General features: G+C 44.3%; 17 protein-coding genes. 10 read left to right on the top strand and 7 right to left on the bottom strand.

Going from position 1 to position 18,262, the window contains the following annotated elements:
• Positions 1-11: 11 nt before the first annotated feature.
• From recG to gmk, 4 genes are all read right to left on the bottom strand, one after another.
• A complete protein-coding gene (recG, locus tag FCV43_RS03630; RefSeq protein WP_136994060.1) occupies positions 12-2,090 on the bottom strand; it encodes an ATP-dependent DNA helicase RecG in 2,079 nt (692 codons plus the stop codon).
• A gap of 270 nt (positions 2,091-2,360) precedes the next feature.
• Positions 2,361-4,481: a bifunctional GTP diphosphokinase/guanosine-3',5'-bis pyrophosphate 3'-pyrophosphohydrolase gene (spoT, locus tag FCV43_RS03625; RefSeq protein WP_113796205.1), complete on the bottom strand. Its 2,121-nt coding sequence runs from the start codon at positions 4,479-4,481 to the stop codon at positions 2,361-2,363.
• Between the two features lie 39 nt (positions 4,482-4,520).
• On the bottom strand, positions 4,521-4,793 hold the full coding sequence (gene rpoZ / locus FCV43_RS03620; protein ID WP_004735648.1) for a DNA-directed RNA polymerase subunit omega: 273 nt from the start codon (positions 4,791-4,793) through the stop codon (positions 4,521-4,523).
• Between the two features lie 142 nt (positions 4,794-4,935).
• A complete protein-coding gene (gene gmk / locus FCV43_RS03615; protein ID WP_113796207.1) occupies positions 4,936-5,559 on the bottom strand; it encodes a guanylate kinase in 624 nt (207 codons plus the stop codon).
• Between the two features lie 354 nt (positions 5,560-5,913).
• On the opposite strand from gmk, the gene FCV43_RS03610 reads away from it, so the two are divergent.
• The 6 genes from FCV43_RS03610 (at position 5,914) to FCV43_RS03585 (ending at position 10,892) form a co-directional block, all read left to right on the top strand.
• Entirely contained in the window at positions 5,914-6,282 is a 369-nt protein-coding gene (locus FCV43_RS03610; RefSeq protein WP_017052042.1) for a response regulator, read from the top strand.
• Positions 6,279-6,902, top strand: a complete 624-nt coding sequence (locus tag FCV43_RS03605; protein ID WP_017052041.1) for a chemotaxis protein CheC — start codon at positions 6,279-6,281, stop codon at positions 6,900-6,902. The genes FCV43_RS03610 and FCV43_RS03605 overlap by 4 nt, the downstream gene beginning before the upstream one ends.
• Positions 6,899-7,864, top strand: coding sequence for a sensor domain-containing diguanylate cyclase (locus FCV43_RS03600; RefSeq protein ID WP_113796209.1), 966 nt, complete (start codon positions 6,899-6,901; stop codon positions 7,862-7,864). Before FCV43_RS03605 ends, FCV43_RS03600 begins: the two co-directional genes overlap by 4 nt.
• A 359-nt stretch (positions 7,865-8,223) precedes the next feature.
• Positions 8,224-8,514 (top strand): helix-turn-helix domain-containing protein, encoded by a 291-nt coding sequence (locus FCV43_RS03595; RefSeq protein WP_113796211.1) that lies wholly within the window; start codon positions 8,224-8,226, stop codon positions 8,512-8,514.
• A complete protein-coding gene (locus tag FCV43_RS03590; protein ID WP_136994059.1) occupies positions 8,504-9,814 on the top strand; it encodes a type II toxin-antitoxin system HipA family toxin in 1,311 nt (436 codons plus the stop codon). Before FCV43_RS03595 ends, FCV43_RS03590 begins: the two co-directional genes overlap by 11 nt.
• 73 nt (positions 9,815-9,887) lie before the next feature.
• Positions 9,888-10,892 carry an SEC-C metal-binding domain-containing protein gene (locus FCV43_RS03585; RefSeq protein ID WP_136994058.1) on the top strand — a complete coding sequence of 335 codons (1,005 nt, stop codon included), beginning with the start codon at positions 9,888-9,890 and terminating at the stop codon, positions 10,890-10,892.
• A 236-nt stretch (positions 10,893-11,128) separates the two neighbouring features.
• On the opposite strand, the gene FCV43_RS03580 is transcribed toward FCV43_RS03585, so the two are convergent.
• A complete protein-coding gene (locus FCV43_RS03580) occupies positions 11,129-11,995 on the bottom strand; it encodes a YicC/YloC family endoribonuclease (protein ID WP_017052171.1) in 867 nt (288 codons plus the stop codon).
• A gap of 162 nt (positions 11,996-12,157) precedes the next feature.
• Between FCV43_RS03580 and rph the strand changes: the two genes are divergently transcribed.
• On the top strand, positions 12,158-12,874 hold the full coding sequence (gene rph, locus FCV43_RS03575; protein WP_017052172.1) for a ribonuclease PH: 717 nt from the start codon (positions 12,158-12,160) through the stop codon (positions 12,872-12,874).
• Between the two features lie 106 nt (positions 12,875-12,980).
• Complete coding sequence (pyrE, locus tag FCV43_RS03570) at positions 12,981-13,622, top strand: orotate phosphoribosyltransferase (protein ID WP_136994057.1); 642 nt, start codon at positions 12,981-12,983, stop codon at positions 13,620-13,622.
• 102 nt (positions 13,623-13,724) lie between these two features.
• Here pyrE and slmA read toward each other — a convergent pair whose 3' ends face one another.
• The gene (slmA, locus tag FCV43_RS03565; RefSeq protein ID WP_017052174.1) at positions 13,725-14,315 is read right to left on the bottom strand and encodes a nucleoid occlusion factor SlmA; all 591 of its coding nucleotides are present in this window, start codon (positions 14,313-14,315) and stop codon (positions 13,725-13,727) included.
• 58 nt (positions 14,316-14,373) lie between these two features.
• Positions 14,374-15,579, bottom strand: coding sequence for a bifunctional phosphopantothenoylcysteine decarboxylase/phosphopantothenate--cysteine ligase CoaBC (gene coaBC / locus FCV43_RS03560; protein WP_136994056.1), 1,206 nt, complete (start codon positions 15,577-15,579; stop codon positions 14,374-14,376).
• 200 nt (positions 15,580-15,779) lie between these two features.
• Here coaBC and FCV43_RS03555 point away from each other — a divergent pair, with 200 nt between their 5' ends.
• Both FCV43_RS03555 and radC read left to right on the top strand, forming a co-directional pair.
• A complete protein-coding gene (locus FCV43_RS03555) occupies positions 15,780-17,459 on the top strand; it encodes a methyl-accepting chemotaxis protein (protein WP_136994055.1) in 1,680 nt (559 codons plus the stop codon).
• A gap of 118 nt (positions 17,460-17,577) precedes the next feature.
• Positions 17,578-18,252, top strand: coding sequence for a RadC family protein (gene radC, locus FCV43_RS03550; protein WP_017052177.1), 675 nt, complete (start codon positions 17,578-17,580; stop codon positions 18,250-18,252).
• Positions 18,253-18,262 lie beyond the last annotated feature (10 nt).

Here is an 18,262-nt window from a genome sequence, read left to right as displayed (position 1 = left end):
AACAATAATAGCTATGCCTTAGCGTAGACGTCGCGATCACCTAGCCAGCGATCGATAATTGAGAGGGCATTATCAGGATAACTATCGTGAATGTAGCGCGCCATGCGCTGAACTTCTGGAATTAAGCGTTGATCTCTCACTAAGTCTGCAATTTTGAAATCGGCCATTCCGGTTTGCTTGGTGCCAAGCAGTTCACCGGGGCCACGGATCTCTAAATCACGCTGTGCAATTACAAATCCATCATTACTTTCGCGGAGTACCCCTAAGCGCTTTTGTGCGGTTTTTGATAGTGGTGCGTGATACAAGAGTACACAATGACTTGCGACTGAACCTCGTCCTACACGGCCTCTTAGCTGGTGGAGTTGCGCTAAACCGAGCCTTTCTGGGTTTTCGATGATCATTAAACTGGAATTGGGTACATCCACACCGACTTCAATAACCGTCGTCGCGACTAATAGATGCAGCTCGTTATCCTTGAACTGCTTCATGACCGCTTGTTTTTCTGCTGATTTCATTCGACCGTGTACCAGCCCAATTTTTACATCGGGCAAAATGCGTTGCAGCTCTTCCGCCGTATCTGCTGCCGCTTGCGCTTCCAAAGCTTCTGACTCATCAATCAGTGTGCAGACCCAATAAGCTTGTTTTCCCTCATTAAGACAGGCATTTCGCACTCGTTCAATAATATCATCGCGTTTGGTATCGGGAATGGCGACGGTTTGGATCGGGGTTCTTCCCGGTGGCAGTTCATCTATCACCGAGGTTTCGAGGTCGGCATAAGCAGTCATGGCCAGCGTCCTTGGAATGGGAGTTGCGGTCATGATTAATTGATGTGGATACGAGCCCTGTTTTGCCCCTTTTTCACGTAACTCTAGACGCTGGTGGACACCAAATCGATGTTGTTCATCAATGATCACAAGAGCGAGATTTTTAAACGCTACATGTTCCTGAAACAGTGCGTGAGTTCCCACTATCATTTGCGCTTCGCCGCTGGCAATGCGCGCCAGTTCAGTCTCTTTGGCTTTACCTTTGAGTTTGCCTGCAAGCCAACCTACTTGTACTCCCATGCTTTCAAACCATTGGCCAAAATTGATGGCATGTTGCTCTGCGAGTAGTTCTGTTGGGGCCATTAGTGCCACCTGATAACCATGCTCAATCGCTCTAACCGCGGCAAGTGCAGCAACCAATGTTTTTCCGGAACCCACATCGCCCTGAACCAAGCGCATCATAGGGTGAGACTTGACTAGGTCATCTTCAATCTCTTTCACCACGCGAGATTGGGCATTGGTTGGAGTAAACGGAAGTTGTTGCAGTAACTGCTGTTTGAGATTGGACACTTCCGCGAGTGGCAAAGCAACATCTTGTTGTCCTTTGCTTCGAACAGAGAGCATAGAAAGATTTTGTGCCAGCAACTCTTCAATAATAAGGCGTTGCTGAGCTGGGTGTCGCCCTTCATCAAACTCCTCAAGATTAATACTTGGTGGAGGACGATGAATGGTATGCAGCGCTTCCCCTAGCGTAATTTGGTGATCGTATAATCCTGACGGTAATAGTTCACTGACGGCTGCTTTATCGAGTAGCGCTAAGGCTTGATCGGTCAGGTTACGTAGTGTTATTTGCCTTAACCCATCGGTGGTGGGGTAGACGGGCGTTAGGTTTTGTTCAATATCCGGCTTTTGAGTTGGGACGTAAAATTTATAATCAGGATGAACAATTTCGAGTCCGATTCCCCCACGCTTGATCTCTCCATAAGCATGAACTTGTTTCCCTTCGGTAAAGTTGTTCTTCATGCCGGCGGTAAAGTTGAAAAACTTCAGGCTCACCGTGCCATTGCCGTCACTGATTTTCACCGACAGCATTTTACGTTTGCCGAAGATGGTATCGACGCTCATGACTTTGCCTTGTACCGCCGCCCATAACCCAGCATGCAGTTTGACCATGGGATAGATACGAGTGCGATCTTCGTAGCGAAGTGGCAGATGAAAGAGCAGATCTTGAACGTTATTGAGCCCGACTTTTGCTAGCTTTTCAGCGACTTTGGCACCCACTCCAGAGAGCGAAGTAAGGGAGATGGCTGAAAGGAGTTGGGACATAAATAGCGCTCTTACAGAAAGGAAAAATAGATAAACTATTCAAGCATTTTACTGTCTTTTTGTACAGGGAGAATTTGCAGTGATATGAGACAGTTATTGAATTGAGCTAATGATGACGATGTGAAATATTGAGCGACGAGATACAAAAATACCCTGTATTTGGCTTATTGAGAATAAGTAAAACACAGGGTATTCAATATCTAAATCGGCTTTGTTTGCGTTTCGTTTATGGGCGCAATATTGACGAGTCCCAAACGAGTACGCTAGCCGTTAGTTCTTCTTTCGGCGAACCTTTAGAACATGCGGCATAACACGAATACGCTTCATGATTTTTGCTAGATGTACGCGGTCTTTGGTGGTCAATAGCACCGTCACGGTGTACAGACGGCCATCGCGCTCTTCTGTTGAAAGACCATGAATGTTTGAACCCGTCTTAGAGATCACATTGGTTAACTCTGCCAATGCACCTTGATGGTTTTGAACATCAACTTGCAATTCAGCGGTAAACTCTTGATCGTATTCATCAGACCATTCAACCGCCATGTACTTGTCTGGCTCACGTTGATAACCGCGAACATTCGGACACGTTTCACGGTGAACCACTAAGCCTTTACCCGGTGATACATGCGCAATGATGTGATCATCAGGAATTGGGTGACAACATTTGGCGAAGTTGAGCAGTATGCCTTCAGCACCACGGATAGGCAGCTTTTTCCTCGGCTTGCCGTCTGTGCCTTCGACTTCTGTTAATTCATCTGCTGAGCCAAGTAAGCGACGAGCAATAACAATACTCATTAACTCACCCAGTCCAATAGCTGCCAGCAACTCATCCATGTCAGCCATTTTCAGCTCAGAAAGAACATGTTGAACGTTCTCTTCTGCGAGATCCGTAATGGAGCTCTCACCCAATGCGTGATTTAGCAGACGACGACCCAATGTGACGGAGTCTTCACGGCGCATGGTTTTCAGAACTTGACGGATCTTAGTTCGAGCGCGAGAAGTCACAACATAGTTGAGCCATGCAGCATTTGGACGAGCACCAGGCGCGCTGATGATCTCAATGGTTTGGCCATTTTTGAGCGCTTTGCTGAGTGGGTAAGGATTAAGATCGACTCTTGCTCCTACACACATATTGCCAACGTCAGTATGCACGGCATAAGCAAAATCGACAGCCGTTGCGCCTACAGGAAGTTCAACGATGCGACCTTTTGGCGAGAAAACGTAGATCTCATCTGGGAACAGATCAGATTTCACATTTTCAATAAATTCAAATGAGTTACCGGCGCTTTGTTGCAACTCTAATAAGCTTTGCATCCAGCGCTGAGCTTTCACCTGAGCGGTTGTGCCAGTGCGATCGCCATTGCCTTTATAAGACCAGTGTGCCGCGACACCTTTGTCTGCCATTTGATCCATATCTTCAGTACGGATTTGCACTTCCACAGGCACGCCGTGAGGGCCAACCATTGAAGTGTGCAGAGATTGGTAGCCATTGGCTTTTGGTACTGCAATGTAATCTTTCATGCGACCAGGACGTGGCTTGTACAGGCTGTGTACTTGACCAAGCGCACGATAACAAGTATCGGCACTGTCTACTACGACACGAAAAGCGTAGATATCCATGATGGTGTGGAAACGCTGCTCTTTGGTTTTCATCTTGTTATAGATGGAGAACAGGTTCTTTTCACGACCAAATACACGAACGTTAAGGCCAACATCTTCAAGACGGCCTTTGATTTCGGTATGGATACGCTCGATCATTTCGTTACGGTTGCCACGCGCGACCTTCACCACATTTTTTAAAACGCGGTAACGGTTAGGGTATAAAGCTTCGAAACCGAGCTCTTCAAGTTCAGTCTTAATATTATGAATACCAAGACGATGAGCAAGAGGAGAGTAGATCTCTAACGTTTCACGAGCAATGCGGCGTTTTTTATCGGGGCGTAATGCTCCCAAAGTGCGCATGTTGTGAGTGCGGTCGGCAAGTTTGATCAAGATAACGCGAATGTCTTGCACCATGGCAAGAACCATCTTACGAAAGTTTTCGGCTTGCGCTTCTTTGCGATCACGAAATTTAAGCTTATCCAGCTTAGATACACCATCCACAAGCTCAGCCACAGTGGTACCAAATTGAGCTTCGAGCTCCTCTTTGGTTACTTCAGTATCTTCAATAACATCGTGAAGAAGGGCTGCTTGCAAGCTCTCAATATCTAGGCGCATCTCCGCCAGAATACGAGAAACAGCAACAGGGTGGATAATATACGGTTCACCGCTTGAGCGGGTTTGCCCTTCATGGGCGTCTCTCGCTACCACATAAGATTGACGCAGAGCCTCAACTTGAGGCTCTGTTAGGTATTCTTGGGCAACGTCTTTGAGGCTATCAAATAGATACAAATTAAAGGCCCGGAAGGTTACTTGATTCGAATAATCGTATTAACGAGTGTGAGCGATGCTGCTAACTGCTGCTAGCTCTGCCGCTTCTTGCTCTTGTTGCTCTTGACGTTCACGAGCATCTAATACGTCTTTAGTGATAAGGCCTTCTTCGATTTCGCGAAGTGCGATAACCGTTGGCTTATCATTTTCTTCAGGCACTAGTGAATCTTTACCGCCAGTCTGCATCTGACGTGCGCGACGTGCAGAGATAAGAACTAGGTCGAAACGATTACCAACTTTTTCAACAGCGTCTTGTACAGTTACGCGTGCCATAAGAGAACTCCAAATAGTTTATTAAATTTATTTTTAATGACGAGAAAGTATACAAGCTAAAAAGATTACTTTCTAGCTTGCTGTTTACTTATTCTCTAAGGAAAGCACTGTTCTCATAAGAAAACGGGTTAGTTGAGAGTGATTACTCCGCTAACAGTGCGGTCAGCATACCAGTATACTTGGCAGACTGTTTATCTTGTTTCAAACGTTCAGCACGAATAATTGCTCTGAAATCCATCAATGCAGCATCAAAGTCATCATTAATGATCACATAATCATATTCGCTGTAATGAGAGATTTCTGATTTCGCTTCACTCATGCGTTTTGCAATAACTTCTTCGCTATCTTGGCCGCGCGTATTTAAGCGACGCTCTAGCTCACCATTTGATGGTGGCAGAATAAAGACGCTTTTTGCCTGAGGCATCTGTTTGCGGATCTGACGTGCACCTTGCCAATCAATATCAAGGAAAACATCAATACCTTTGTTTAGGTTATCTTCAATCCAAACTCGTGATGTGCCGTAGTAGTTGCCAAATACTTCAGCATACTCAAGGAACTCTTCTTTCTTGATGAGATCTTCAAAATGGTGTTTTTCTACGAAATGGTAATGCATACCATCTTCTTCACCTGGGCGCATGCCACGAGTGGTATGAGATACAGATACCTTCATTGCGTAGGTTGGGTTGGTTTCCAGCATAGCTGAGATTAAGCTCGATTTTCCTGCGCCGCTTGGTGCAGACACGATGTAAAGAGTACCTTTGCCCATCTGTATTATTCCACTGTTGTTTTGGATTGTATGCCAGCTAAAAATTGCCGACATAGTAAAGATAGCACCAACCTGTATCAAAAAACGTGATTGTGAGTTTTATCGATATTCAGGTCAGAAAAATGGAGGCGAAGAGTAGCACGATCTTGAAGATCTTCTCAAGAAAAAGCTGTTTGTGCTCGTGTAAGAAAAACGCTCAAGTAAGCTTTAATAACGAGCAAAGACTGCTTGAATTATGTTCGATGTCAAAATAATGTGAAATAGTTACTTATTATTCATAATATCAATGTGATTTTTAATTGAAATTTAATAGTATATTATGTCATTTAATTTGTAGTTAGTTAGGGTTTTAAAATGTCAGACAGTTTACTTATCGTTGATGATTCATCGTTTTCTCGCCGAATGATCAAGCGCGCAATTCCACAAAGCTGGGAAGTAAGCATTACTGAAGCTTCGGGCGGAGAAGATGCACTTTCTCAATGCTCAAACTCTAATTTTGATATTCTTTTCCTTGATATTACAATGCCGGACATAGATGGTATTGAAGTGCTTAAGCGCCTTAAAACGATGGAATACAGCGCAAGTGTTTACGTTATTTCTGCGGATATTCAACCTGCAATACGTGAAGAAGCGTTCCAACTTGGCGCAAAAGGCTTTTTACCAAAACCGATCTCTGCTGAAGAGCTTGAATCATTTTTACGCCAGGAGGGCGTGCAATTATGAGTTCGATCCATTTAAATGCTGATGAGTTTGATGCGCTGCGTGAGCTGACTAATATTGGTATGGGCCGTGCAGGTGCTAAATTATCTGAGCTGTTTGAAAGTAAGGTGAAGCTATCTGTCCCTCATGTTGATTTAGTATCACAAGAAAAGATCACCGCTTTAGTTCAAGATTTTGGTCAAAAATCTGATCCAGTGAATATCGTGCAACAAGAATTCATTGGTGAAATGATTGGTCGCTCTTCAGTGATGTACGGTGGTGGAACGTTTACTTCATTAATGGGTTACTTAGGCTATGATGAAGAAGACGCAACATCAACGGCAACTCAACATGAAATTCTTAATGAGTTAACGAATGTCATTAATAGCGCGAGCCTTTCTGGTTTATCGGAAGAGTTGCAACTTGATTTACACCTGTCTCAGCCTGCAATTTTGTTCTTTGATACGCAAAGTACTCAAGTTGATGATAGCCGATTAGCGTACTCGGATTCAGATGCACATATTCTATTGATTGATATTAAGTTAGAGATCGAAGAGAAAGGCGTGCATTGTGACAATATTATCTCTTTAAAAGAGGAAGGGCTTATTAACCTAGTCTCTTCACTACGGAAACTGATGGCATGATAGAAAGTGGTGAATTTGATTTCTCTTCGGTTCTAGAGTCGATGTCAACAGCCGGCGTTTTTGCTGTTGACCGCCGTCTGAATGTGATTTTTTGGAATCGCTTCATGGAGATCCATAGCAAACTCAAATCAGAAGAGATTCTTAATCAACACTTACCTCGGTTTTTCCCAGAACTCAAAGAGGGCTGGTTTGCCAAAAAAGTGCGTTCAGTGATGGTGCTAGGAAATCAATCCTACACCAACTGGACGCAACGTCCGTACTTGTTGCATTTCCCAACTAGTCAGTTTTCGGGCGTTGAGTCATCGCAAATGTATCAAAACTGTGCAATGTGGCCGTTGCTGGATACGAATGGCACCGTCCAAGGTGTATGTATCTCGATACATGATGTGACCGAGATGGCTCAAGCACAGTTGTTGCTTGAAGAGGCGACAGAGCAAGTACTGACTCTTGAAGAGACAAGTAACCGTGACGAACTCACTGGTTTATACAACCGTCGTTACTTCTTTGAACAGCTAAACCATGACATTGCGCGTTGTAAGCGTTATGAATGGTCTCTGACATACGCGATTTTTGATGTCGATAAATTTAAACATATCAACGATACCTATGGTCACCCAGTTGGCGATGAAGTCTTAAAAGAGCTGGGAAATCGTGTTCATCACTGTTTGCGAACATCTGATACGTTATGCCGTTTTGGTGGCGAAGAGTTTGTTCTTCTACTGCCTAATTTACCCGATGAATTCGCGCGCGGTGTATTAGAGAGAATTTGCCAATCTATCGCGAAAAAACCAATTACTGTCGATGGTGTCGATATTCCAGTCACGATTAGCGTGGGCGGCGGCATTGTGGATTTTGAAGTGCCTGCAAAAGATATTTTATCTGATACAGATAAAGCACTTTATAAAGCAAAACAGAGTGGCAGGAACTGTGTCGTAATGGCTTCTGATTGCAAGAATGATTGATTTTTATATGCTTCGATTAATATCAGAAAAGCCCTAGTGATTAGGGCTTTTTTGATCCGATAGAGTCAGAATGGCGATTAGAATATTAAACTCATCAAAAATCAAATGGATGCACTCAAGTCTTTCTTTGTTATTAATTATTGACCACCAATTTAACCACCAGTGGTTCACTTCCTAGATACAAGCCTATTAGGCTATGAAGTACCTTAACTCAACCCCCCCTGCCTGACGCAAAGTATCAGCTTTGAGTTTCCTTCTCCAGTTACGTGATAGTTATTCATATCTCTATGGGTGTTATAGTGTCCATAAATTACAAAATAACGCTATAATAGACATTACTGTATCCAATAAGGCTGCGTATGAAATTTTCACTTTTAGATGATACCGATGTAAGCCAAGCTTTTTCTACTCATCTGCGTGGCTTACGCAAACAAGCGAAGCTATCGCGAGAGGCACTGGCCCAGCGTAGTTGTGTACCTGCTTCGACCATAAAAAAGTTTGAACTCACCGGACAAATTTCATTTCGTCAGCTGCTGCTTTTGTGGCAGTCGCTGGATTCACTAGACAGACTTTATCAATTGACACAAACAACGTCTGACCGTACCGCTTTACCGACCAGTATAGAAGAGGTGCTTAAAGATGAGCTTTAAATCCATCCAAAAGTTGAATGTGGAGCGCACTCTCACAACGGGCGAAACTGTATCTGTGGGTGTATTAGCGCAAAACCGCCAAGGTGTTTTCTTTCAGTACGATGAAAACTATATAAGCAGGTTTGGCAATTTATCCCCTTTTACGCTTCAAGATGATGCGCGATTGCATCAAGCACAGAAAGGGCCGCACCAAGGCATTCACGGCGTTTTTGGTGATAGTCTTCCCGATGGTTGGGGTTTGCTGTTGCAAGATCGAGTATTCCGCCAACAAGGTATTTTGCCAGCACAAGTAACAGCAATGGATAGGCTGGCTTTTGTTGGCCAGCAAGGAATGGGGGCATTGTCTTTTACGCCTGTATCAGAGCTCTCATTAGAAAATCGTTCAGATATTGATTTGGAAACACTTGGCCTTGAAGCCCAAACCTTGTTCGACCAGTCCCTCTCTGATGAGTTAGACGGTAGCACTCAGCAAGTGTTAGCAACCTTGGTAGCCGTCGGTAGCTCTGGCGGAGCTAGACCTAAAGCGCAAATTTATATGCCTGCTGGCGACGCGACCCAATGCCGCACCTATGCACAACCTGGCGATGAAGCATGGTTAGTTAAGTTTACTTCTAAGAACTTAGCCTTGGGCCACGAAGAAGGTTTGTGTGAAGCGGCCTATTTAGAAATGGCTGGGTTGGCAAAATGTCAGCCACCGACGTGGCAGTTAATCGAAGCACCTACAAGTAGTGGTGCTAAAGCATGGCTTGCGTTAAAGCGTTTCGATTATTTACCCGCGCAAGAGAAGGCTGGGCGTTTACATATGCACAGTGCCTGCGGCTTATTGGATGCTGATTTTCGAAGCCCGAGCTTAGACTACAGCGACCTTATTAAAGCCAGTCGTCAACTCTGTAAGTCACCAGCTGCTGGGCAACTTCAATTTCGTCGCGCAATGTTTAACTTATTTGCCGCGAACCAAGATGATCACAGTAAGAACTGGGGCTTTTTACAGGCAGATAATGGAAGCTGGCAACTCGCACCATTTTACGATGTAACGTTTAGCCCTCACCCTTTTAACGAGCATGCTACTGCCTTTGCTGGCTACGGAAAAGCGCCACCACTCAAAGTGATGCAAAAGCTGGCTGCTAGTGCAGGCTTTGCTAATTGGAAGGAAGCACAGCAATGCATTCAAGAGGTAGTTGATGCCATTAGTCAGTTTAGGCAGCTTGCTAAGCAACACGGGGTGAGTAAGACCACTGTGTCAGCGATAGAAAAAACACTTGCAGAGCGTAAGCAAGAAAATGCGGCACTTTTAGCTTGAGATGATGTTGGTTTGAGATGGCGTTTCTTAAGGTGACGTAGCATTAAGATAAAATAAGACGAGTAGATAAAACATGAAACCAGGTCGAAATGAACCCTGCCCTTGTGGCAGCGGTAAAAAGTACAAACGTTGCTGCATGAACAGTATATCTAAGCAACACGCATCAATGCTGGATGATATTGAGCAAGTTGCTGCAATGAACCCTAACTTGTCTATAGAAGAACTTAATATTGTTGCAGAGCAAAAAATGAAGGCGGCTAATGAACGGCCTCATCCTGACTTTTGTGGCCTTTCGCCAACACAAATGAGTAATTGGTTTTATGCACCTTTCAAGGAACTGGAACAGGTCACGATAAAGACGCCAGACGATCTTAAGACCAGCCCGGTGATGCGTTACTTAAAATTGATATTAGATGAAGCAATGCAAAACGATGGCTCATTTAAAGCCACCAGCAAGGGCAACTTACCGACAATAATCGTCAAACAGGCCAGTGAATTATTGCCAGAGTTTGCAGTATCTCAATTTGAACGACATATCAGTATCAGTGAATATGCAGGCAGTAACGAAGATAAATTTAATGCATTGCATTACAGCCGAGTGCTAGCAGAGATAGCGGGTATAATCTATCGCCGCAGTGGCCGTTATCATGTTAAAAAAGCAGCTCAAAAGCAGTTCCTAGCACACGGCATTCAAGCGTTCTTTATCCCAATGCTCGAAGCGGCAACCTCTCAGTACAATTGGGGCTACCTAGATGGATGGGAGCACGAGATTGATTTAAGAACCTTCTGGCTATTTATGCTGTGGCGCTTGCAAAGTCATGGCAATACAAAGCAGTTGATTGAAGAGGTCATTACCGCATTCCCTGACTTACTGCTGAGATGCCCTGAAGATGAGTACTCGTCCCCAAGTCAGCTACTAGGCACAATGATTGAATCGCGTTTTATTAAACGGTTTCTGGAGTTTTGGGGTTTTGTGACGGTTGCGCCAATGAAGCATATTGATGATTTCCGGGCGCCAAATAAAGTAGAAGTTCAGCCATTGATGACGCTCGCTTTCCAATTCAAGCTTGAAATCTGATAAAGGGAAGAGGATGTGTTAGATATCTCGATGCTAGATAAGGGTGTAAGTCAGCTAAAGGGGGTTATGCTTTGGATTTCAGGGATGTCATCATTACTTTTTAGCCGTTAACTTAATTATTAATGGCTATTGTTTTACCCATCGTTAACCTTTGTGGTAAATCTATCATGCCCACCATCGTATTAAATAATACGATGGTGGGAAGGTATTTTAATTACTTAAATACAATTGTAAATTTACTCGATATTCTGGATCTGCTCGCGCATTTGTTCGATAAGCACTTTCAGTTCAACACCTGAAGCGGTGATATCGGTACTGATTGATTTTGATGCCAGCGTGTTCGACTCACGGTTGAACTCTTGCATCATGAAGTCCAGTTTACGGCCGCATGCGCCACCTTTCTTCAATACTACGTTGGCTTCTTTAACGTGAGAATCTAAACGGTCTAGCTCTTCTGCAACGTCAGATTTTTGTGCCAGTAGAATAAGCTCTTGTTCCACGCGAGAACCTTCAAGTTCGATTTTAGCGTCTTCAAATTTAGTCAGTAGACGTTCACGTTGCCACTCTAGGATTTCAGGCATACGAGCGCGTACTTTTACCACTTCATCGGTAATTGCATCTAGACGCTGTACAATGAGCGCCTTCATGTTCTCACCTTCGCGAGCACGGGCGTCAATAAATTCTGCAATCGCATCATTGAACGCTTCAAGTAGGTCTTTATTGATGGCATCCATGTCTTGTTCTGGTGTTTCCATCACTCCAGGCCAGTTCATGATTTGGAATGGGTTCAAACGGCTTTCTTCGCCAGTCATGCCCATTACTTGGTTGGCAGCGTTGATCACTTGCTGAGCTAGGCCTTCATTAATGCTTAATTCGCCTTTAGCCGCAGGGTTCGCTTCAAAGCGCAGGTTACATTCAACTTTGCCGCGAGCAAGACGCTTGCGAAAACGTTCGCGTAGAATTGGCTCTAAACCACGGAACTGCTCTGGCATGCGAAAATAAGTTTCTAGATAACGTTGGTTTACGCTGCGGATTTCCCAAACGGCGGTACCCCAGTCACCTTTTACTTCTTTACGTGCATAAGCGGTCATGCTGTAGATCATTGAATTGTCCTTTACTTAGGAGAGATGAAAATTATGTGGTCGATATGTTAGCACAGAAAATAGAAAAGAGACGAGATGAGCCTATCGCGTACTCGACCCTAAAGCCTTCTTTCGTTATAATCTCGCCCCAACCGAATTCATCCCATTCATAGGTAGTATTTCATGCGTCCAAATGACCGCGCTGTAGATCAAGTTCGTCCAATTAAAATTACTCGTAACTTTACTGCTTATGCTGAAGGCTCAGTATTGGTGGAGTTCGGCAACACCAAAGTATTGTGTAACGCAACAGTAGAAGAGAACGTGCCACGTTGGTTGAAAGGCCAAGGTAAAGGCTGGGTAACCGCTGAGTACGGCATGTTACCGCGTGCAACTCATACTCGTAACCGCCGTGAAGCCGCAAGTGGCAAGCAGGGTGGTCGTACAATGGAAATCCAACGTCTTATCGCTCGTAGCCTACGTGCTGTTGTGGATTTAAAAGCGATGGGTGAAATCATGATCACCGTTGACTGTGACGTAATCCAAGCGGATGGCGGAACTCGTACTGCTTCTATTTCTGGTGCAAGTGTGGCAATGGCTGATGCAATCCAAAGCTTGATTGCAAAAGGCAAACTGAAAAGTAACCCGATGAAAGGGCACGTTGCGGCCGTTTCTGTTGGTATCGTCAACCAAGAAGCACTGTGTGACTTAGAATACACGGAAGACTCAGCAGCTGACACAGACATGAATGTTGTTATGACAGAAGATGGCAAGATGATTGAAGTGCAAGGCACCGCAGAGGGCGAACCGTTCAGTCATGCAGAGTTGTTAGAATTACTGGCTCTGGCAAATAAAGGCATTGCCGACATTGTCGAAGCGCAGAAATTGGCGTTAGCCGAATAGTTTATTGAATAGCTCCCAATTTGGGGGCTATTTTTTTATCTGGTTTTCCCCAACCAGTGACTTTATTTAGGCCAGTAGTCGTGGTCTTTATTATGAGAGGAAAAACATGAAAGCATATCAACGTGAATTTATTGAGTTTGCACTAGAGAAAGAAGTTCTAAAGTTTGGTGAGTTTACTTTAAAGTCTGGTCGTAAGAGCCCTTACTTCTTTAATGCTGGATTGTTTAATACAGGACGTGATTTAGCGCGCTTAGGTCGTTTCTATGCCGCAGCGTTGGCGGATTCTGGCATTGAATTTGATGTGTTGTTTGGCCCTGCTTACAAAGGGATCCCAATCGCCACTACAACCGCGGTTGCTCTGGCTGATCATCATGATGTGGACACGCCTTACTGCTTTAACCGTAAAGAAGCGAAAAACCATGGTGAAGGTGGCAAGCTTGTCGGAAGCGATCTTGAAGGACGAATTATGTTGGTTGACGATGTAATTACGGCAGGCACTGCAATTCGTGAATCTATGGAGATCATCCAAGCGAACGGTGCTGACTTGGCTGGCGTATTGGTTGCGATTGACCGCCAAGAAAAAGGTAAAGGTGAATTGTCTGCGATTCAAGAAGTGGAGCGAGATTTCGGTTGTGCGATCATTTCAATCGTCAGTTTGACAGACCTTGTGACTTTCTTAGAAGAGAAGGGCACCAGTGTTGAGCATTTAGATGCGGTGAAAGCGTATCGCGCTCAATACGGGATTTAGTCTTTACGCACGGGTAAAGCACCCAAGCTGATGCGCTGCTTAATACTATGAGTGGTTAAAAAAACGCGGATACCCAATTGGGGTCCGCGTTTTTGTTATTCGCTATTTAATTTGAGCGCTGAGCAGAGCCCAGTAGGCATCAAAGTTTTCAGTCGGCTGATATTTAAAATCAGAACGAACAAAACGATTCAAACTTCCTTCCACTTGCCCAAGCAGTTGAGCGGCTAAAATACCTTCATCAACAGGGAAAGATTTGCCTTCACGTAGTTTTCTTTCTCTTAAAATCTGGCGTAAAGAGGTTTCAATACGCTCAAATAGTTGATTAATTCGTTCACGCAGTCGTTCGTTTTCAAACATCAACGCATGACCCGATAAGATCCGAGTTAACCCTGGGTTTCTCTCTGAAAATGCCAGTATTAATTGAAGCACCAGTCGAATGCGTTCCAGCGTATCCTTTTCTTCATCAAGAATACGGTTAATTCGTGACATGAGTGAATCTTCAATAAATTCAATCAGCCCTTCAAACATTCGAGCTTTACTTGGAAAGTGTCGATATAAAGCAGCTTCAGATACTCCGACCTGTTTTGCCAGCTTTGCCGTTGTTATGCGTGAAGCACCATCGGTAGACTCTAACATCTGAGCAAGCGCCTGAAGTATCTCTTCACGACGATTGGTTTTTCTTGTACCGGCCATGACTCCGATTCCTTGTTATAACTATATTTGAATAGACATTATTTTTATTGTTTGGGGGTTATCCCAATAGGTTGATTCTAATCTGTTTGATGATTTCTTGTCCTAACTCTAACTTAGAAGCGAGAGGTAACGCCTTTTCGCCACCTTGCCAAAATAGGTGCAAAGCGTTGTCGTTGCTATTAAACCCTTGCCCCGGCAGAGAGACATCATTTGCACAGATCATATCTAAGTTTTTACGACTTAGTTTGGAGCGAGCGTAGGTTTCTACATCTTGTGTTTCTGCTGCAAAGCCAACAGTAAAAGGTCGGTTCTCTTTTAAATTGGCAACGGCTGCAACGATATCTGGATTTTTCACCATATGAATGGTCATTGAGTCGACATCATCGGTTTTTTTCAACTTTTGATCGGCAACCTGAACAGGGCGGTAATCTGCGACAGCAGCACAGCTAATGAAAACATCATGACTCGTTGCATGTTCCAGTGCGGCATCATTCATCTGTTGTGCGCTAGAAACATTAATTCGATCTACATTCGTAGGAGTGCTAAGGGAAACAGGGCCGCTGATAAGTGTCACTTTTGCCCCTTGTTCTGCCGCAGATTGAGCAATCGCGTAACCCATTTTTCCAGAGCTATGGTTGGTAATATAACGGACAGGATCTATCGCTTCACAAGTTGGGCCTGCAGTGATCAGGATTGATTTTCCTTGCAGTGCTTTAGGTTGAAAAAATGCTTCACAGTGATGCACTAACTGCATAGGTTCGAGCATGCGTCCCGGGCCGACATCTCCACAAGCTTGCTCACCAGCCGCTGGACCCCAAATTGTCATGCCACGGCGCTGTAATGTGGCGATGTTCTCTTGAGTCGCGAGGTTTTGATACATTTGTTGATTCATTGCAGGAGAGACCGAAATCGGTGAATCTGTCGCAAGAACCAGAGTGCTCAATAAATCATTACCCATGCCAGCAGCCATACGAGCAATGAGATCGGCAGTCGCAGGGGCCAATAAAATGAGATCTGCCCATTTGGCTAACTCAATGTGTCCCATCGAGGCTTCAGCTGAAGGGTCAAGCAAGCTACTTGATACTGGTCTGCCAGATACGGCCTGCATGGTGAGCGGAGTGATAAACTCTTTCGCTGCTTTTGTCATCACGACTTGAACGTCAGCACCGCGTTCGATGAGGCGTCTTGTGAGTTCTGCACATTTATAGGCTGCAATACCGCCACTTATTCCAAGTAGGATTTTTTTTCCAGCAAGTGTTTTCATCAATTATTCTCCAGATTTATCTCAGGATTTTATCACAGACATTTGATTATTTTTGCTCTTCTTATGGATAAAAGAGGAACAAGTCAAAGCAATAGGATGCGGTTTATTCAAATTTATAGAAAGATCGGCTTACTCACAGATATTCCTAAATGTGAAGGCATGATATTGATAATCAAACAATAACAACAATAGGAATATCAATGTTACTTGCGCTAAAAAGTAAAACGAAACTGCTGCTTCTCACGGTCATTCCTCTTATAACCATTACCGCTTTGGTGACTCTGGTTTACTACTGGAACGGAACTAAGAGCCTAGATATTGAAGCAGAAGAGTATCGTACTGAACTCGTGGACACGAAAAAAAGCGAGCTACAAGCCTACTTAATGATGGGCGTGACCGCCGTTAGTGAGTTGTATGACTCCGATATCAATGGTGAAAATCGAGCTCAAGCCAAGGCAATTCTTAAAGCGATGCGCTTTGAAAGTGATGGCTACTTCTTTGCTTATGATTCTCAAGGGGTCAATACGCTTCATGCGATCAAACCACAATTAGAGGGAAAAAATCTTTATGGCTTAAAAGATAAGAACGGTGTGCCCGTTATTGCAGGTTTAATTGACGCGTCTAAAAATGGCGATGGTTTTCTCTATTTTTCGTGGCATAAACCATCGATAGATAAACAAGCTCCGAAATTAGGTTATGCGGAATACATGCCTAAATGGGATTGGGTGTTAGGCACAGGTATCTATATTGATGACATTGATCAGCAAGTGTCGATGTATCGGTTAAATAGAGAGAACCAACTGAAAGAGCATACACTTTCTGCTATTGGGTTATCGTCTGTCGGTTTGTTGCTTACTATCCTGATCGTGAGCTTTTTTGTGTCAAAAGGCATTGCACCATTGCAGCATATCGTGGATTCGTTAAAAGATGTGGCGGCTGGAGATGGCGACTTAACTGCCCGATTAAAAGTAGAGAGCCAAGATGAGATTGGTGATGTCGCGTTAGCATTTAATGAATTCATGGATAAGTTACATCCTCTTATTCAAGATATTCGACAATCGGCAGAATCTGTCCAGCAAGCTGCGAGCGATTTAGACAGTCAAACATGTGGTGCCAGCAGTCAGATGCAAACCCACTGCCTTGAAACCGACAAAGTGGTTACTGCTGTGACTGAAATGAGTGCGACCTCTCGTGAGGTGGCCAATAATACCAATGCGACTTCAAGTGCGATTGAATCAGCAAATCGTCAAATTTCAGATGCTCAAGAAGAGGTCGATTTGGCTATTAACGGGATCGAAAGCTTAGTGAGTGAAGTGAACACCACTTCTGAAGCGATTCAGGCATTAAGCCAGCAAACTGAAAAAATCACCAATGTATTGCAAGTGATCGGTGAGATTGCGGGTCAGACAAATCTGTTGGCCTTGAATGCTGCGATTGAAGCGGCAAGGGCTGGCGAGCAGGGTCGTGGTTTTGCTGTGGTGGCGGATGAGGTGCGCTCGTTGGCAAGCCGTACCCAAAACAGTACTCAAGAGATAAGTGAAATGCTGCAGTCTTTACATTCAGGGGTGAGTTTAGCGGTTAGCACCATGAATTCCAGCCAAGAGCGCGGTAATCAAACTGTCGCGGAGTCCGTGCAAATTCGAGATAGCTTGATGGGAATTCAGCAAGCGGTCGGGACTATTCAAGATATGGGGATTCAAACCGCCTCTGCTGCCGAGCAACAAAGTGCTGTTGCGGAAGATATTAATCAGAACTTAGTGTCGATTCAGCATATTGTTAATGAGTTAAGTGGGAACTTGCAGCAATCTGAAACGATCAGTGCAACGCTGTCAGAATCCGGTAAGCAAATGAGCGCTTTAGTCGGACACTTTAAGTTATAGCTATCTATCTTAGTTAATTATCAATTACATTAAACATTAGATCCTCTCTAATAACGGCGAAGGAAAATTGCAACCTTCGCCGAATCTGTTTCCTATAGTGAAAACTTAGGGAGCTTATATGAGCCTAAAATCCATTCCAGCTGAATCTATGCCACGTGAGAAGTTACTCAATCATGGCCCCCACTCACTCACTGATGCAGAGCTACTGGCTATTTTTCTACGCACGGGCACGAAAGGAATGAATGTGCTTGAGCTTGCCGACTTTTTGATTAAAGACTTTGGCTCACTTAGGCGACTATTTTCCTCGACGGAGGAGGAGTTTTGTCGTCATAAGGGGCTTGGCTCTGCAAAATATGTCCAGTTACAAGCCATCGTCGAGATGACCCAACGCTATTTAGCGGAAACGCTGAAGCGAGGGGATGCACTAACCAGCCCGGAACAGACGAAGCTTTATCTATCGAGTGTGTTGCGTGATAGGCAGAGAGAAGCGTTCTATATATTGTTTCTAGACAACCAGCATCGTGTCATTCGTGATGAAGTGATGTTTGAAGGAACGATTGACGCTGCGTCTGTGTATCCAAGAGAAGTGGTTAAACGTGCCCTTTATCATAATTCTGCCGCTTTAATACTGGCACATAACCATCCAAGTGGTGTTGCAGAGCCCAGCCAGGCGGATCGAAGAATCACCAGAAGGCTGTGTGAAGCGATGGAACTTGTTGATATTCGGATACTTGATCACTTTGTTGTAGGGGATGGAGAGGTCGTCTCTTTTGCCGAAAGAGGGTGGATGTAAACATGACGTA

The organism is Vibrio genomosp. F6, from assembly GCF_005146325.1.
Taxonomy (GTDB): Bacteria; Pseudomonadota; Gammaproteobacteria; order Enterobacterales; family Vibrionaceae; genus Vibrio; species Vibrio cortegadensis.
This window is presented reverse-complemented; position numbering and strand designations above follow the sequence as displayed.

Excerpts from the sequence above, each read along its gene's own strand:
- FCV43_RS03580 (WP_017052171.1), bottom strand. The coding sequence starts at position 11,995 with ATGATCTACAGCATGACCGCTTATGCACGTAAAGAAGTAAAAGGTGAC.
- recG (WP_136994060.1), bottom strand. The coding sequence starts at position 2,090 with ATGTCCCAACTCCTTTCAGCCATCTCCCTTACTTCGCTCTCTGGAGTG.
- slmA (WP_017052174.1), bottom strand. The coding sequence starts at position 14,315 with ATGGCCGGTACAAGAAAAACCAATCGTCGTGAAGAGATACTTCAGGCG.
- FCV43_RS03610 (WP_017052042.1), top strand. The coding sequence starts at position 5,914 with ATGTCAGACAGTTTACTTATCGTTGATGATTCATCGTTTTCTCGCCGA.
- coaBC (WP_136994056.1), bottom strand. The coding sequence starts at position 15,579 with ATGAAAACACTTGCTGGAAAAAAAATCCTACTTGGAATAAGTGGCGGT.
- pyrE (WP_136994057.1), top strand. The coding sequence starts at position 12,981 with ATGAAAGCATATCAACGTGAATTTATTGAGTTTGCACTAGAGAAAGAA.
- FCV43_RS03595 (WP_113796211.1), top strand. The coding sequence starts at position 8,224 with ATGAAATTTTCACTTTTAGATGATACCGATGTAAGCCAAGCTTTTTCT.
- FCV43_RS03590 (WP_136994059.1), top strand. The coding sequence starts at position 8,504 with ATGAGCTTTAAATCCATCCAAAAGTTGAATGTGGAGCGCACTCTCACA.
- radC (WP_017052177.1), top strand. The coding sequence starts at position 17,578 with ATGAGCCTAAAATCCATTCCAGCTGAATCTATGCCACGTGAGAAGTTA.
- rph (WP_017052172.1), top strand. The coding sequence starts at position 12,158 with ATGCGTCCAAATGACCGCGCTGTAGATCAAGTTCGTCCAATTAAAATT.
- FCV43_RS03555 (WP_136994055.1), top strand. The coding sequence starts at position 15,780 with ATGTTACTTGCGCTAAAAAGTAAAACGAAACTGCTGCTTCTCACGGTC.
- FCV43_RS03605 (WP_017052041.1), top strand. The coding sequence starts at position 6,279 with ATGAGTTCGATCCATTTAAATGCTGATGAGTTTGATGCGCTGCGTGAG.
- gmk (WP_113796207.1), bottom strand. The coding sequence starts at position 5,559 with ATGGGCAAAGGTACTCTTTACATCGTGTCTGCACCAAGCGGCGCAGGA.
- FCV43_RS03600 (WP_113796209.1), top strand. The coding sequence starts at position 6,899 with ATGATAGAAAGTGGTGAATTTGATTTCTCTTCGGTTCTAGAGTCGATG.
- FCV43_RS03585 (WP_136994058.1), top strand. The coding sequence starts at position 9,888 with ATGAAACCAGGTCGAAATGAACCCTGCCCTTGTGGCAGCGGTAAAAAG.
- rpoZ (WP_004735648.1), bottom strand. The coding sequence starts at position 4,793 with ATGGCACGCGTAACTGTACAAGACGCTGTTGAAAAAGTTGGTAATCGT.